Below are 15,388 nucleotides of genomic sequence, written 5' to 3' on the forward strand. Positions count from 1 at the left end.
GGATGACTGAGATCAATAAAGGGGCGAATGCACACCTCAAGAAGAAGGGGGCAGGACGCGAGCAGGACACATCTCTTGGATGGCTCGATCGTGAGCATCCGCACCTAACTGCTTGGCGAATCTTGGCAGTTGAATGGCTGAAAGGCGAGACTCGGGGGCTGCCCAGCAGGCTGAGAGCCTTATCAGCCTTCTTCGATCGCTTCATTGCGCGACAGGGGTTGCCCCACGAACCTAGCGTGTTCCTCGCTCGTAGCACGAGCGTGCCCAACTTCTATCTCACTGCTTGTCCGAACTCTTTTGACGGCATCAAGAACAACAATCACATCAATTCCTTCCTTCAATACGTGCTGCTAAAGGAGTTCAGCGAGGAGACTGACAACGGCCAGTTGGTTGTATCCCCGGCGTTTCACAATCCCGTCCCTCGTATGTCCAGAGAGGGTCTACCCAGGCGTGATGAGAGTGTTCATTCGCCGCTGCCCTATGGATACATCGACGAACTTCGCCAGATTCTTGCTGCTGGACCACACTTCCGCGATTGGCAATGGGCGCAGCAGGCACTGGGGGCGAAAGCTGGTACGCGCGGTAGAACTGCTCCTGACTGGTTTGAGGTAACAGAGGCGCAAATAGATCGAACAGACCCAGATTGCGTATGGCGTATCCGCAAACTCAAGTCGGGATATCGTGGCGGACAGGTTCTGGAGATGTGGAGCCCGGTGCGCTGGGTTGCGCTACTCGTAAAGCTAATCCTGCCACTGCGTACTCACCAGGTACGATTCCTTGATTCCGGCGAAGCCGACACTTGGCGCTTTGAAGCAGGTTCTTGGACGTTGAATCCCAGTCCCCTCGCTGGGGGAAGTGAGCGACGCCCCGTCCAGCTAGGCGTATTTCGACGTAGCCAGCAGCTAGGTGAGAGTGAGTCCTCCGGGGCGGTGCTCTACATCAACACCAATAAGACTGCTGACATGGCGAAGGCTGGTGAGGACAAAGGCTACCTAATGCCGTGGTGCGCAGGTGGGCCGATCCATCAAGACGTCTTCTATTGGCTAGAGAAGATGCGTAACTGGCAGGAAAAGTACAATCCTGTCTCGAGGCGAACAGCCTGGGGAGAGCTCGACGCACGTCACGTCCAAGCAAAAAGCGAGATACAGCTAAGTAGTTATCCGGATGCCTGCTTCTTGTTTAGATTGCCGGAGGAATGCGATGGATCCTCCAATCTACCTCTGCAGCGCGCCGGCCAGCTTGAGGGCTGCTGGTTCCGCCTCCTGTCAGCACTGCAAATCCGCATTGCTGAGCGAGGCGAGACTCACTCTAACGGTGCGCCAATTCAATTCCTTCCGCCTGTGGAGGAACAAAATTGCGGGCTGACCACTCTCTTTCCGCTTCATAGCCTACGCGTTTCGCTCATCACCGCACTGGCCTTAGAAGGACAAGTTCCGTTCCCCGTTCTGCAGAAGCTCGTCGGTCACAGTCGGCTGCTGATGACCCTCTACTATACAAAGCCGGGGCCGACCCATGTTCGCAAGTTGTTGCATAGCGCTGCGGAACGGCTTGAGGCAGGAAAGGAAGTCAGCATTCAGAATTTCCTTCTCGATACGGCTCACGAAGAATTGCTTCAAAAGGCGGTCTGCAATAGCGTCCCTAGCCTCGCCGTGGCCATCCCTCAACATCCCTCCGTACGCAATCCAGTGGGCTGGATGCCAATGCACCATGGGTTGTGCCTGGTTGGAGGCAATACCAGTGAGAATGAGGGCAATAGTGCGATAGGTGGCTGTTACAACGGAGGGGCATACTTGGGATCAGCAACGTCTCAAAAGTACGGACCTGTCCCCGGCGGCAGTCGCAACTGCGTACGCTGCCGCTGGTTTGTGACCGAGCCACATCACCTCCCAGCGCTTGCCGCGCACTTCAACACACTCGCCTATCACTTTGACGAAGCGCGCAACACTTGCCTCACGCGCGAAGAAGAACTTCAGAATATCAAAAGGCAGAAGGCTGACGCTGAGGACAGCGGGCATCCCTTTGTTGCGTTGAACGCACACCGACAGGCAGAGCGGGTGTGGGAAAGCGCCATGAAGCGCTTCAGTGATCTGGCAGAAGACCTGGTGGCTTGCTGGCGTCTAATTGAACGCTGCAAGTTGGCCCTCGGCGATTCGCAAGAAGGCGGTACGCAGTTGATTGCCGCTGGCGAAATGGTTGATGTACAGGCTGTCTTCGAGGAGACAGAGTCAGAACTCCTACAGCTGACGGGCATATGCGATAGCGTTGAGATGTATCCGGATCTTGACCCAGGAAAGGCGGTATTCCGCCGAAGTCAGCTTCTCGATGCCGTGCTCTACAACGATGGCCGACCGCCCTTGTTCATGACGCTCAGCGAACAAGAGCAGCTACTGGCGGGCAATGCGTTCATGCGGCATCTATCTCAGCAGATGGATCCAACCAATCCAATACTCGGCCAACGAGAAGTGATCCGTTTGATGGACGCCGGTGTGCGTCTCAGCCAGCACTTCGACGTCGATCTCTCGCATCTGCTGTCTGTATCTCAACATCCGGCGCAAGGAATCCCTGTCGACCGGGTTCTTCTGGAAGAAGTGAAAGCATGACCGACACAACGAATGTGCACCCCGACGCTGTGCTTGCCGCACTGCTGGCAAAAGGAGGGCGTTCAAATCGGCAGGCGAATCTGGCTAGGATGCATGAGATCTGTAGTAATCAGCACGCCACCGGCTCGCGAGACTTCTCGATTTCAACCATTGGCCGCTTGGCAGAGGCCGAAGGAGTGCTAAAAGGTCGAGCACTCTATAACGCAGCATCCGCCGACTACCGGTCGCTCATTGAGGCTTGGGCGGCCTACGCTGGCCCGCCTCTACCGAGAGTCAAGAAGGTCTTGGCGAGTGATGAATATCTGATGCGTATCGAAGATCCGGCTATTCGATCCATCATGCAGGGCATCATCGCCGAACGTGACAGGCTCAAATCGCAGCTCAATTTGCTGAAGGCCCACACGCAAGTGACAGTTGATCGCCGCCCCCTGGGCGCCACGATCTCGGCGACTGGCGTAGCACCGCCTCTGGCTGTATTCACGCTGTCTGAGCAGTTCACACCATCAGAACGCGAGGCACTCAGGAAAGCGATATCACCAGACTACCTGCAAGAGCGGGGCCTGAAGGAAGGAACTCACGGAGAAATCATCAACGAACGGGGACGGGTCGTGCTTGAGGTTGGCTTTGCAAGAGCGATCCGCAAGATTCTTGGAGATTCGATCACCAAAGGCCGATAGAAAAAGCGCCGACGTCACCGTCGGCGCCTCCACCGTACGATGCATTGCTATGCATCTATACATAGCAATGCAATCGAGTACATCCGTATACGTATCAGTGACATAGGAAGCCACCCATGCATCCTATGTACATTTAGGGTATGAGTCGCGAGAGGTGGCTTTTTTGTTGGTCGCGCGGACGGAAGCATGCACCCACCGACCGTCAGCCGGGCCAGACCCGCATCCGTTCGACTGCGGCCAGCAGACACAGTGCGATGGCGACGGGAGCCAGCACCGGCAGGGCGCGTGACCGCGGTGCCCGTCCGCGCAGCACGGCCACGCACACGGCCCCCATCACCAACAGGGTTGCCGGACCAGGCAGTACCGGCAGGCTGCCCATGGGCGCCCACAACGCCAGCAATGCCGCCGACAGGACGACGGCAACCGGCACCAGTCTCTCCCGGAACTCCAGGGATCGGTCACCTGCCGTCGGCCACAGCTGCATCGCCACCCGCGCAGCCAACATCAGCAGCACCAGGATGAGCGCCACCAACCCTGCCACTCCCGCCAGCGGCAGCAAGGGCATCACCCAGTACAACTGCGGGTGATGCTGCAGGGCGACCGACAAAGGCCGCGTGCTGGCCAGAGCCGGAAATTCGACCAGGCCCGCCTGCAACGCGGCCAGTACGATCAGCAGCACCATGGCCAGCAGCACGCACGCCGGCAGCAGCGGCGGCCGTGCCCTCGCCTGCCTGCCGATGCCAGGAAATCCCAGCGCCAGGCCAACGGTGGCGAACACACCGTACAGCTGCACGCTCGCCGCCAGTACACCGCCGAACCCGAAGCGATAGGGAGCCGTTGCCGGCGGCAGCCATGGAATCCAGTACGCGTAGTGCACATGGCGGGCTGCCAGCACCAGCAACAGCAGGCCGGCGCCGACCTTCACCGTCAGCAGCACGCAGGCAACCAGCACCACACGGTGTGGCCGCAGCAATCCGACCCCTGCAAGCAACAGCAGGCTGGCAGCAGCCATCAGTTGACCCGGCATCCCGTTGCTGGCCTCTATTCCACAACCAGCCAGCAGTACATGCAGATGGTTGGCGACGGACTGCGCAACGCCAGCGGCAGTCACCACCAGTTCCAGCAGCAGCGCGCCACCGAGCAGAACGGCCGGCACGCCTCCCCAGCAGTCCCGCACCACGCCATGCAGGCCATCGGCAGCGGGCCTTTGCTGGTTCAGAACGTGCAGGCAGTACAGCAGCGGCCCTGTGCCCAGCGCGGCCAGCAGCAGGCTCAGGACGATGGCCGGGCCTGCCTGGGCTGCGGTGTGCTGGCCGACCAGCGCGACCACGCCGCCTCCCAGCAGCAAGGTCAGTGCCACCACCACAAGGCGATCGCCGTACCCGGGCTCATCGATGCCGGGGCTGCTGTCGCTGTCCATCGCAAGTTCCCTTGATATCCGCCCAAGCGCGGTCGACAGCAGACTGACAGCCTGTGCCGGGAGGCGGTATCGGAATACGCGCCATGCGCATCACGATGTGACGGCAGGCACGTTGGCAAGGAAGCTCACGGTCCCGCTACGACAGATTCCAGGTCGCTAAGCAGAATTGACGCGGTCTTTCACGACAGTCACGTCGCGTGCGTCGGCCCTTCGGACTCAGCGGCAAGGCGGCGGCAGGTGTGGTCCGACCAGCGCCAGCGTACGCTGCAGGGCACCGCGTCCGTTGCTGATCAGCGTGCAGCCTGCCCGCGCCATGTCCTCGCGTGCCTGTGGATCTTCGAGCAGGTGCTGCAGCAGTTCGCCGACCGCCTGCACGTCTTCGCCGATCAACAGCGCGCCCGCCTCGCGCATCCGACGGGAAATCTCCGAGAAGTTGTGCAGGTGCGGGCCCGTCACCGCAGCGGTGCCCATCGCCGCCGGCTCCAGCAGGTTGTGGCCACCGATCGGCTGCAGGCTTCCACCGACAAACGCCACCTGCGCGCAGGCATAGAACGGCATCAGCTCGCCCAGGGTATCGATGACGAACACATCGGTTCCAACCTCCGGCCACTGCTTCGCGCGCCGGGTTGCCACGTTCCAGCCCTGCTCCCGCGCCAGCGCCTCCACCTTCGGGAAGCGCTCGGGATGCCGGGGCGCCCACAGCAGCAACAGGTCGGGGTGCTGCCGGCGCAGGCGCCGATGCAGATCGATCACCGCCTGTTCTTCACCATCATGGGTACTGGCGGCGATCCACACCGGCCGCCGGGCCGGCACGCGGGCATGGAACTGCTCGACGAAGCCCTGCACGTCCGGCGTAGTGATGTCGAACTTCAGGTTGCCCAGCGCCTGCACCTGCTCCGGCGCGGCACCCAGCTGCACGAAACGCTCGGCATCGTCCTGCGACTGCGCGGCCACGCAGGTGACCGTGCGCAGTGCGCGGCGGATCAATGACGCCAGCAACCGGTAGCCCCGCAGCGAACGTGCCGAGAGGCGCGCGTTGAGGATGTAGACCGGAATGCCACGGTCACGGCAGCCGAACAGCATGTTCGGCCACAGTTCGGTTTCCAGGATCAGCGCCAGGCTGGGCTGGAAGTGGCCGAGGAAGCGGTTGACGCTGCCGGGCACGTCATACGGCAGGTAGACGTGGTCCAGGGCGTCGCCCCACAGCGCACGCACGCGCTCGGAGCCGGTCGGGGTGATGGTGGTGATGACCCAGCGGATGTCCGGGCGCTCCTTGCGCAGCGCGTTCACCAGCGGCGCAGCGGCATTGACTTCGCCCACCGAGACCGCGTGCAGCCAGACCCGCGGTTGGCCGGTGGGCTGCGGATAGGAGGCATAGCGCTCATCCCAGCGCCGGAAGTATTCACGGACCCGGAAGCCGCGCCAGACCAGGTGGTACACGGTGATCGGCAGCAGGATGTAGAGCACGACCGAGTACAGGCCGCGCAGGATCCATTCGACAGGGTCTTTACGCATGCGGCAAGGATACGGGAGCCCCCCGGGAAAGACACGCGGCCGCCTTGGTAGAATGGGCCAATGTCCGATGCCACCACCGCCGTCCGCCCGTCGCTGCGCGATCCCCGCAACTGGCCGATGTTCGCCGCCATGCTGGGCGCCTTCGCCATCGCCCGCCTGCCGTGGATGCTGCAGCGGGCGCTGGGCCGGGGCGTCGGCTGGATCACCTGGCGCCTGCTGGGCAGCCGTCGCCGCGCCGCCGAGGTCAACCTGCAGCTGTGCTTCCCCGAGAAGGACGAGGCCTGGCGCCAGCGCCTGGTGCGCGACAGCTTCGATGCCCTGGGTGTGGGCGTGTTCGAGTGCATCCGCGCCTGGTGGGGCAGCATCGACAGCATCCGCCCGCAGGTGCAGATCGAAGGACTGGAACATCTGCGGCAGATGCAGGCGGAAGGTCGTGGCGTGCTGCTGGTGTCCGGCCATTTCATGACCCTGGAAATGTGCGGGCGCCTGCTGTGCGACTACGTTGATCTTTCAGGCATGTACCGCAAGCACAAGAACCCGGTGTACGAGTGGGCGGTGAAGTTCGGCCGCCTGCGCTACGCCAAGGCAATGTTCGCCAATGAGGACATCCGCGCCACCGTGCGCCACCTGAAGAAGGGCGGCTTCCTCTGGTACGCACCCGACCAGGACATGCGCGGCAAGGACACCGTGTTCGTGCCGTTCTTCGGCCACACCGCTTCGACCATCACTGCCACCCACCAGCTGGCGCGGATGACCGGCTGTGCGGTGATCCCGTATTTCCATCGCCGCGAAGGCGGGAAGTACTTCCTGAAGATCGGCGCGCCACTGGAGAATTTCCCCAGCGACGACGTGGAAGCCGATACCACGCGGGTCAACCAGGCCATCGAAGAGATGGTGCGCGAGGCACCCGACCAGTACCTGTGGATCCACCGTCGCTTCAAGCGCCAGCCGGGTGGGCGGAGTGATTTCTACAAGTAGATCCACGCCATGCGTGGATGCTCTTCGATTCCGTGCCGGGATTCACAACGGCCAGCGGCACCAGGCGTACGGGTACTCCCTCACCACGCACGCCAAGCCCGCACGGACCGGATTGGCCAGGATGTACATCGCCTTCTCGTGAAGTGATTCGTCGGTCCGCACTGCATGGTCGTGATAGCCGCGCTGCCACTGCGCAGTTCCATCAGCCAGTGCAGATGGTCGGGCATCACCACCCAGGCGAGACTGTGGCCGAAGCCCCTACGCTCGACGAAGCGCAGGGTGTCGATCAGGATCGCCATGTTCGCCGCATCGGCGAACAACGGTTCACGGTCAAGGGTTGCCGTGGTCAAGTACACGTTGCCGGATCGGGAATATCGACCGTAGCGGAGTCCTGGGCTGGCCATGCCTCGAGCGTGCGATACGCATGGAAACACCGGTAGTGGTGGGTTACCTGTGTTTGCGTCGGGAAAGCTCCATCCACGCATGGCGTGGATCCACCACAGCAATCTCCGTTCGGTACGCGCAGTAGAGCCACGCCAGGCTGGATGGACGATCACACCGCCGTCGGCGTGTCGTCCGCGTCGCGCGCCAGCAGGCTGCCGGCGAACAGCGCGGCCAGCAATACGGTCAGGCCACCCCAGAAGGCCGAATAGAACGCCAGATGGGTGTTCAGCGGGAACACGGTCACCGCCAGCGCCAGCATCGCCGGACGCGCGCGTTCGCGGGCCATTGCCGGCGCGTAGCGCCATGCGCGCCAGGCCTGGGCCACCGCCGCCAGCCACAGCAACAGACCAATCACTCCAGTCTCTGCGAGGATTTCCAGCACGATCTGATGGGCATGAAGCGCCGGGGCATTGCCCCACACGGCCGGCCCTTCCTCCGCCACGCAAGCGGGATAGGCATCGCGGAAACCACGTGCACCCACGCCATTGATCGGGTGCTCTTCAATCATGCAGGCGGCGGCTTCCCAGATCCGCGCGCGCCCTGACAGGGCCTCGTCGACACCACGCCCCCCCCCCTCCAGGGCCATGGCCGTACGCGCGAAGCGCTCGCGCAGCTGCGGCACGCTGGCGGTCAGCGCACCGGCGCCGAGTACCGCCACCAGCGCCAGCGCGGCCAGCCGTTTCCAGCCGAACTGGCGCACGCCGCTGTAGGCCAGCACCAGCGCGAAGGTGATCCACGAGGCGCGCGAACCGGCCAACAGCAGCACGCTGCCCAGCGCTGCCGCAGCCAGCAGCCAGCCCGTATTGCCAAAGCGCCGCGCGGCGGGCAGCAGCAGGAACGGCGACAGGCTGGCCAGCACCTGGCCGAACTTCAGGTTGCACGGTCCCAGTGCGCCACTGAGGCGATCTGCCAGTGCGGCCTCGTCGGCCGGGCACAGTGCGTGGCCACTGACCGCCAGCTTCAGGTGTTCCAGCGACCAGAACCAGGGGCTGGTGCCGGCCACCGCCTGCACCAGTGCATCCAGCGTCCATGCGCCGGTGATCAGTGCCAGCCCCGCGAAGGTCAGCCGCCGCCGCTCCGGCGTAGCCACCGCGATCGCCACCAGCCACATGAAGGGCAGATAGCGCAGGCCCGCAGCAGCCTTGGTCCACGAGGCCGCCGGATCGATCGCATCGAATGCGGAGAATGCCTGCGGCAGCCAGTAACCAAGGAACAGGATCGAAGTCAGTGCCCAGGCCGCCGTGCTCAACAGATGCGGGCGGCGCTGCAGGCGGCGCGTCACCATGCGCACCGCCGCGTACAGCGCGCCCAGGCCCAACACGGTTTCGGCGATGCCTGGCAACGGCCACATCGCCACGTACGCCAGCACCCACCAGGGCGCCCAGCGCCCGGCGCGGTCGTCGCGCACGATGACGGTGGGGTCAGCCGGCGAGGTCGGCATAGAGGCGGAGGGTATCGCGCTGCATGGCCTGCAGGGTAAACGGGATGCGGGTCGGCAAGGACGGGGGCTGGGCCAGCAGGGCCAGCGCACGTTCACCCAATGCCCGCGCATCGCCGAGCGGCACGGCACCTGCGGGTTGCAGCTGCCGAAGCAGCTCACCAACGCCACCATGGTCCCAACCCAGCACCGGCCGGCCCACCGACAACGCCTCGACCACGGTGCGGCCGAACGCTTCGGGCTTGTCCGACAGCTGCAGTACCAGGTCGCTGGCCGCGTAGGCCTGGGCGATGCGTGCGGTCGGCGTGCTGATGTGCACGGCCTCGGCCACGCCGAGCGCGGCCGCCTGCCGGCGCAGGTCGGCCACGTAGGCTTCACGGCCGGGTTCATCGGTGCCCAGCATCCACAACTGTGCCGGCACGCCGGCGGCGCGCACATCCGCCAGCAGCTGCAATGCGTGTGCGTGACCCTTCAGGCGGGTGCCACGCCCCGGCAACAGCAGCAAGGGGCCTTCAACCTGCGCCAGCCATGGGTACTCTGCCGCAAGCGCCATCCGCGGACGGCGATCGGCACGCGCCACGCGCGGGAACTGGGCCACATCGACGCCACGCGGAATCACCTGCAATGCCTGTTCGGGCACGGTCGGGTAGTGCCGCTGCACGTAATCGCGCACGGTGTTGGACACGCAGATCACGCGTTCGCCGCTGGTCATCACCGCGCTGTAGCGGCTGGGCGAATTCAGCCCATGCACGGTGGTCACCCAGTGCGGGCGTTGCGCGGCAGGCAGGGCACGGATTGCGTACAGGCCCAGCCAGGCCGGCAGCCGCGAGCGGGCATGCACGATGTCCGCACCAACCTCGGCAAACAAGCGGCGCAGGGTCGGCAAGTGGCGCAGGGTCAGCAGCGACTTGCGGCCGATGTCCAGGGTGAGGTGCTCGGCACCGCTGTCGAGCAGCGGCTGCACCAGGCGGCCACCGGCGGAAACCACCAGCGCGCGATGGCCGGCGGCGACCAGGGCCGCAGCGATTTCCAGGGTCGAGCGCTCGACGCCGCCGGAGTGCAGCGCCGGCAGCAACTGCACCACGGTCAATCGGCGCATCGAAGGGGCGGCCGCTTAGTCGGCCAGCACGAACACGGAACCGCAGTACGGGCACTGCGCTTCGCCATTGGGCTCGTCTTCGATCGGCAGGTACACGCGCGGATGCGAGTTCCACAGCGCCATTTCCGGGGTCGGGCAGCTCAGCGGCAGATCGCTGCGGTGCACGGTGTAGCGCTTCTCGGCGTTGGCGGGCGCAGTGGCGGTATGGCTCATGGCGGATGTCGATGAACGGGTTGCGAGGCCTGTGATTCTAGCATCCAGGCCGCCCCGACATTGCGCCGCAACGGGTCTTTGCGCGTATCGGGCCGATTCCCTGCGACCTTGCATGCCACTTCGGGATGAGGTACCGGTGGGAATTCCCGACCGATCCTGCAGATTCACCCCGGGAAACCACCGACAACGATATTTACCGCATTTGGATCGAACTAAATGGCACTTGCCAGGTTGCCACGGCTGTTGCAGGATCGGGCCAGGTCGTGAACCGGCCTGCCCCAATCCGACCCGATCGCATGGCCCGCCCCCACCGGACCGGCATCGCCTCTTCCACTGCCATCCCGGCGGGCGGAGCGATGCCGTCCGTGGTGTCCGCCGATGCGGGTTCTGCCCGCCGCCAGCCCTTCCGGGAGACCCCTGCATGACCCTGTCCGATCCACGCCGCGCCCTGCTTCCGCTCGCCCTGGCCCTGGCCTGTGCGACTACCGCGATGCCGGTGCTGGCACAGGGACTGCAGAGCTCGTTCGAGCCGGGCCAGCCGGCTCCGGAACCGGCCGCAGGCGCATTGCAGGTCACGATCGGCAATGGCCCCGCGGCGCCCTACGCCGCCAAGCGCAATGTCGGCTACAGCGGCCTGCACGCACTGCGCTACAGCAGTGAAGGTGGCAATGCGCGGCGCGAACTGTTCAAGGCGGACGTGACCATCGAGGCGGATACCACCCTGTCGTGGTTGGTGCTGCCGGAGATCGTCGGCAAGGACACCGTGGCTTCGACCTATGTGTCTCTGGACCTGCTGCTGGACGATGGCAGTCGGGTTTCGGCCGGCACTGCACGCGACCAGCACGGCGTAGCGATCGGCGCCCGCGCGCAGGGCGACTCGAAGACGCTGTACCCGCAGCAATGGGCGCGCAAGGCGGTGCGGCTGGGCGATGTGCCCGCGCTGAAGGGCCGCCGCGTGGTGGCGATCGAACTGGAGGTGGCCAGTGCCGACGGCGCACCGGTCTCCGGCTGGATTGATGACGTTCGCCTGGACACAGTGCCACGGCAGCAGCCAGCGCGCGTCTCCGACTGGGTACTGACCACCCGCGGTACCCAGGCCAACGGCACCTTCTCGCGTGGCAACAATCTCCCGGCCACGGCGGTGCCGCACGGGTTCAACTTCTGGACCCCGGTCACCGATGCCGGTGCGCTGAACTGGCTGTACCGCTGGAACGAGCAGAACGACGCGCAGAACCGTCCGCAGCTGCAGGCGCTTGCGCTGAGCCATCAACCCAGCCCGTGGATGGGCGACCGCCAGACCTTCCAGGTGATGCCATCGGCCAGTCGTGGCGTGCCGGAGGCTGACCGTCGCAAACGTGCCCTGTCGTTCGACCGCAGCCACGAAAGCGCCCGCCCTTACCGCTACGACGTGCGCTTCGACAACGGCGTCGCGGCATCGATCGCGCCGACCGACCATGCCGCGCTGTTCCGCTTTGACTTCCCGGAGGACGGCGACGCCAACCTGCTGTTCGACAACGTCGATGCCCGCGGTGGCCTGACTCTGGACGCCGCCACGCAGACGCTGTCCGGCTACACCGACACGCGCAGCGGCCTGTCCAACGGTGCCAGCCGCATGTACGTGGTGGCCAGCTTCGACAAGCCGTGGCGCAGCAGTGGGCGCCTCAGCACCGGCCGCCCGACCGGCTACATCAAGTTCGATGCCGGCAGCGACCGGCGGGTGACCATGCGCATCGCCACTTCGCTGATCTCGGTGGAGCAGGCACGACACAACCTGGCCCTGGAAATCACCGCCACCGATACGCTGGAGAGCGTGGCCGGCCGTGCGCAGGATGCATGGGACGCACGCCTGACCCGCTTCGACATCGGCGATGCCAGCGACGACCAGAAGACCACGCTGTATTCCAGCCTGTACCGGCTGTTCCTGTACCCGAATTCCGGCCATGAAAACGTGGGCAGCGCCGCCGCACCGGAGTGGCGCTACGCCAACCAGGCCAGCGCCAGCGCCAGCGATGACAACACCGATGGCAGCGCGACCCGCACCTTTGCCGCCGTGCGCGATGGCAAGGTGTTCGTCAACAATGGCTTCTGGGACACCTTCCGCACCACGTGGCCGGCCTACGCGCTGTTCACGCCCGACGATGCCGGGCAGATGGTGCAGGGTTTCATCGAGCAGTACCGCGCTGGCGGCTGGATCGCGCGCTGGTCGTCGCCGGGCTACGCGGACCTGATGGTCGGCACCAGCTCGGACGTGGCCTTCGCCGATGTGTGGCTGAAGGGCGTCGGCGGCTTCGATCCGGGCGAGGCCTACGCCGCCGCGCTGAAGAACGCGACCGTGGTACCACCCGACCGCCATGTCGGCCGCAAGGGCATGGACCGTTCGACCTTCCGGGGCTACGCCAGCGCCGACGTGCATGAGGGCATGTCGTGGACGATGGAAGGCGCACTCAATGACTTCGGCATCGCCAACATGGCCGATGCGCTGGCCAAGCGCGCGGCCACGCCGGCCGCACGCGAGCGCTACAGCACCGAAGCCGACTACTTCCGCCACCGCGCTGCCAGCTACGCGACGATGTTCGACCCTGCCGCCGGCTTCTTCCAGGGCCGCAGGGCGGATGGCCGCTGGCGCGTGGACGCCAAGGACTACGACCCGCGCGTGTGGGGCCACGATTACACCGAATCCAACGGCTGGACCTTCGCCTTCACTGCCGCCCATGACGGCGAAGGCCTGGCCGCGCTGTACGGTGGCCGCGACAAGCTGGCGGCGAAGCTGGATACCTTCTTCGCCACGCCGGAAACCGCAGACCCGGCACTGGCCGGCTCCTACGGCGGCACCATCCACGAGATGACCGAAGCGCGCGACGTGCGCATGGGCATGTACGCGCACAGCAACCAGCCGGCGCACCACATCCCGTGGATGTACCTGTATGCCGGGCAGCCGTGGAAGACCCAGCAGCACGTGCGCGAGATCCTGTCGCGGCTGTACGTCGGCAGCGAGATCGGCCAGGGCTATCCGGGCGATGAGGACAACGGCGAAACCTCGGCATGGTACGTGCTGGCCTCGCTGGGCCTGTACCCGCTTCGCATGGGCGCCCCGGAGTACGTGATCGGCTCGCCGGCCTTCGAACATGCACGCGTGGAGCTGCAGGGTGGCGCGGTGCTGACCGTGAACGCGGCCAACAACTCGCGCGAGAACGTCTACGTGCAGTCGCTGAAGATCAACGGCAAGCCGTGGACGAAGACCTGGGTGCCACACGACCTGATCGCCAAGGGCGCGACCCTCGACTTCGTGATGGGACCCCGTCCCTCGCGCTGGGGCAGCGGCGTGGACGATGTGCCGCGCTCGTTGACCGCGCGCGGCCAGCGCCCGCAGCTGCTGCACGACCTGCTCGGCAGCGGCGCGAAGGCGACGCTGGCCGATGGCCGCGCCCTGCCCGCACTGGTCGATGACGATGCGAGTACCACCGTGGGCCTGGGCGGCGGCGCAACCATCGCGCTGACCGGACTGAGCGACGGCACGCCGACGATGTACACGCTCACCAGCGGCGACGGCCGCATCCAGGGCGGTGAGTGGACGCTGGAGGCGCGCAACGGCGGCGGCAGCTGGACCGTGCTCGACCAGCGCAGCGGCGAAGACTTCGAATCCGCCCGCCAGACCCGTCCGTTCCGCATCGCCAGACCCGGCCGCTACAGCGAATACCGCCTGCGCCTGGCGGCACCGGCACGGCTGCCACTGGCGGAGATCGAACTGCTGGCGGCCGGCACCGTACAATGAGCCGCATGCGCTACCGTCTTCTGCCTCTGGCCCTTGTTGCCCTGTCCTTCTCAAGTTTCGGCCAGACCCAGGCGTTCGATACGCAGCTGACCCGCGACGGCGTGACGCTGAACTACCAGGACGCCCGTGGCGCCCTGGCCGCGCCGCAGCGCAAGCGGGTGATCGATACGTTCTTCTTCGCCTACCTGCGCGAACGCGCGGACTTCCACCCGGCCGCGCCGGCGATGGTGCGCATCGTGATCGATCCGGCCTACACCGGCATCGCCTTCGTCGGCGACAAGGACCAGGCAGCGACGATCACCATCAACCCAGGCTGGTTGGCGCAGCACCCGAACGACATCGACCTGGTCACCCATGAGGCGATGCACATCGTGCAGGGCTATCCAGGTTACGGCGATGCACGGGTGCCGGGCTGGCTGGTGGAAGGCATCGCCGACTACGCACGCGACCGCTACGGCATGGACAATGCCGCCGCAGGCTGGGTGCTGCCGGGCAAGGTCGAGAAGGGGCAGAATTTCGACAGCGGCTACCGGGTGACCGGTGCGTTCCTGAAATGGGCCGAGGCCGAGTATCCCGGCCTGGTGCTGGCGCTGGACAAGGCCCTGCGCGACGGCCGCTATACGCCGGCGCTGTGGCAGAAGCACACCGGCAAGGCACTGCCGGCGCTGTGGACGCAGTACGCCAAGCCGCGTTCGGATGCACCGCCGCCGGCACCAGCGCGCCGCGGCAAGCGGCGCTGACTGGGCGATCAACTGGGTACTGCGGCGACTGGGTATTGCGGCGACTGGGTAGAGTCGACTGGGTAGAGTCGACTGTTAGTCGACTGCCTTTCGTACAGCCCCCGAAAACCCCGCGCTTCGCGCGATAGTCGACCAACGGTCGACTCTACCTCGCTGGCGTCTACGCCTCAGCGCGACTGCACGAAACCGGCGTACAGCGCGAACAGCTGCTGGAAGTACCGCCGCGTCACTCGATTGCGCATGACACCCTCGCCCGTGAAAAGTTGGTCGGGCCCAGGGTGGGAAGGCCGGTCCGGTCCCTTCCCACGGCCGGGCCGCGTGGGCGTATTGGGCCGCAACGGCGTTGCAGGGACATGACCGGGTTGCGTAGCGCGTGTGGCAGCGGTGGGATCGGCATCGGGATCGGCATCGGGACCGGCATCGGGACCGGCATCGGGACCGGCATCGGGACCGGCATCGGGACCGGCATCGGGACCGGCATCGGGACCGGCA

The 15,388-nt window shown here is 65.3% G+C and carries 10 protein-coding genes and 1 pseudogene; 5 read left to right on the plus strand and 6 right to left on the minus strand.

Going from position 1 to position 15,388, the window contains the following annotated elements; genetic code table 11:
- Nucleotides 1–2: 2 nt before the first annotated feature.
- Both O0K41_RS14030 and gmtX read left to right on the plus strand, forming a co-directional pair.
- A complete protein-coding gene (locus tag O0K41_RS14030) occupies nucleotides 3–2,600 on the plus strand; it encodes an integrase family protein (RefSeq protein ID WP_049417539.1) in 2,598 nt (865 codons plus the stop codon).
- Entirely contained in the window at nucleotides 2,597–3,277 is a 681-nt protein-coding gene (gene gmtX / locus O0K41_RS14035; protein ID WP_049417537.1) for a gamma-mobile-trio protein GmtX, read from the plus strand. Before O0K41_RS14030 ends, gmtX begins: the two co-directional genes overlap by 4 nt.
- Nucleotides 3,278–3,479: 202 nt before the next feature.
- Here the strand turns inward: gmtX and O0K41_RS14040 are convergent, their stop codons facing one another.
- On the minus strand, nucleotides 3,480–4,697 hold the full coding sequence (locus tag O0K41_RS14040; protein WP_164221677.1) for an amino acid transporter: 1,218 nt from the start codon (nucleotides 4,695–4,697) through the stop codon (nucleotides 3,480–3,482).
- Between the two features lie 216 nt (nucleotides 4,698–4,913).
- Nucleotides 4,914–6,212, minus strand: a complete 1,299-nt coding sequence (gene waaA, locus O0K41_RS14045) for a lipid IV(A) 3-deoxy-D-manno-octulosonic acid transferase (RefSeq protein WP_049403581.1) — start codon at nucleotides 6,210–6,212, stop codon at nucleotides 4,914–4,916.
- 60 nt (nucleotides 6,213–6,272) lie between these two features.
- Between waaA and O0K41_RS14050 the strand changes: the two genes are divergently transcribed.
- Nucleotides 6,273–7,190, plus strand: a complete 918-nt coding sequence (locus O0K41_RS14050; protein ID WP_005410964.1) for an LpxL/LpxP family Kdo(2)-lipid IV(A) lauroyl/palmitoleoyl acyltransferase — start codon at nucleotides 6,273–6,275, stop codon at nucleotides 7,188–7,190.
- Between the two features lie 42 nt (nucleotides 7,191–7,232).
- On the opposite strand, the pseudogene O0K41_RS14055 reads toward O0K41_RS14050, so the two are convergent.
- The 4 genes and pseudogenes from O0K41_RS14055 to O0K41_RS14070 all read right to left on the minus strand — a co-directional run bounded on the left by O0K41_RS14055 (nucleotide 7,233) and on the right by O0K41_RS14070 (nucleotide 10,384).
- Nucleotides 7,233–7,594 (minus strand): annotated as a pseudogene (locus O0K41_RS14055) (transposase).
- Nucleotides 7,595–7,743: 149 nt separating this feature from the next.
- Nucleotides 7,744–9,075, minus strand: coding sequence for an O-antigen ligase (locus O0K41_RS14060; protein ID WP_088436243.1), 1,332 nt, complete (start codon nucleotides 9,073–9,075; stop codon nucleotides 7,744–7,746).
- A complete protein-coding gene (locus O0K41_RS14065; RefSeq protein ID WP_033835647.1) occupies nucleotides 9,056–10,171 on the minus strand; it encodes a glycosyltransferase in 1,116 nt (371 codons plus the stop codon). The genes O0K41_RS14060 and O0K41_RS14065 overlap by 20 nt, the downstream gene beginning before the upstream one ends.
- 15 nt (nucleotides 10,172–10,186) lie before the next feature.
- Nucleotides 10,187–10,384, minus strand: coding sequence for a zinc-finger domain-containing protein (locus tag O0K41_RS14070; protein ID WP_005410967.1), 198 nt, complete (start codon nucleotides 10,382–10,384; stop codon nucleotides 10,187–10,189).
- 421 nt (nucleotides 10,385–10,805) lie between these two features.
- Between O0K41_RS14070 and O0K41_RS14075 the strand changes: the two genes are divergently transcribed.
- A complete protein-coding gene (locus O0K41_RS14075; RefSeq protein ID WP_164255591.1) occupies nucleotides 10,806–14,156 on the plus strand; it encodes a GH92 family glycosyl hydrolase in 3,351 nt (1,116 codons plus the stop codon).
- Nucleotides 14,153–14,896, plus strand: coding sequence for a basic secretory protein-like protein (locus tag O0K41_RS14080; RefSeq protein ID WP_032966989.1), 744 nt, complete (start codon nucleotides 14,153–14,155; stop codon nucleotides 14,894–14,896). Before O0K41_RS14075 ends, O0K41_RS14080 begins: the two co-directional genes overlap by 4 nt.
- The last annotated feature ends 492 nt before the right edge of the window (nucleotides 14,897–15,388 follow it).

Source organism: Stenotrophomonas sp. Sm2128, assembly GCF_030985535.1.
GTDB classification, from domain to species: domain Bacteria; phylum Pseudomonadota; class Gammaproteobacteria; order Xanthomonadales; family Xanthomonadaceae; genus Stenotrophomonas; species Stenotrophomonas maltophilia.

Coding starts and splice junctions, on each gene's coding strand:
- O0K41_RS14030 (WP_049417539.1), top strand. CDS start 3: ATGACTGAGATCAATAAAGGGGCGAATGCACACCTCAAGAAGAAGGGG.
- gmtX (WP_049417537.1), top strand. CDS start 2,597: ATGACCGACACAACGAATGTGCACCCCGACGCTGTGCTTGCCGCACTG.
- O0K41_RS14040 (WP_164221677.1), bottom strand. CDS start 4,697: ATGGACAGCGACAGCAGCCCCGGCATCGATGAGCCCGGGTACGGCGAT.
- waaA (WP_049403581.1), bottom strand. CDS start 6,212: ATGCGTAAAGACCCTGTCGAATGGATCCTGCGCGGCCTGTACTCGGTC.
- O0K41_RS14050 (WP_005410964.1), top strand. CDS start 6,273: ATGTCCGATGCCACCACCGCCGTCCGCCCGTCGCTGCGCGATCCCCGC.
- O0K41_RS14060 (WP_088436243.1), bottom strand. CDS start 9,075: ATGCCGACCTCGCCGGCTGACCCCACCGTCATCGTGCGCGACGACCGC.
- O0K41_RS14065 (WP_033835647.1), bottom strand. CDS start 10,171: ATGCGCCGATTGACCGTGGTGCAGTTGCTGCCGGCGCTGCACTCCGGC.
- O0K41_RS14070 (WP_005410967.1), bottom strand. CDS start 10,384: ATGAGCCATACCGCCACTGCGCCCGCCAACGCCGAGAAGCGCTACACC.
- O0K41_RS14075 (WP_164255591.1), top strand. CDS start 10,806: ATGACCCTGTCCGATCCACGCCGCGCCCTGCTTCCGCTCGCCCTGGCC.
- O0K41_RS14080 (WP_032966989.1), top strand. CDS start 14,153: ATGAGCCGCATGCGCTACCGTCTTCTGCCTCTGGCCCTTGTTGCCCTG.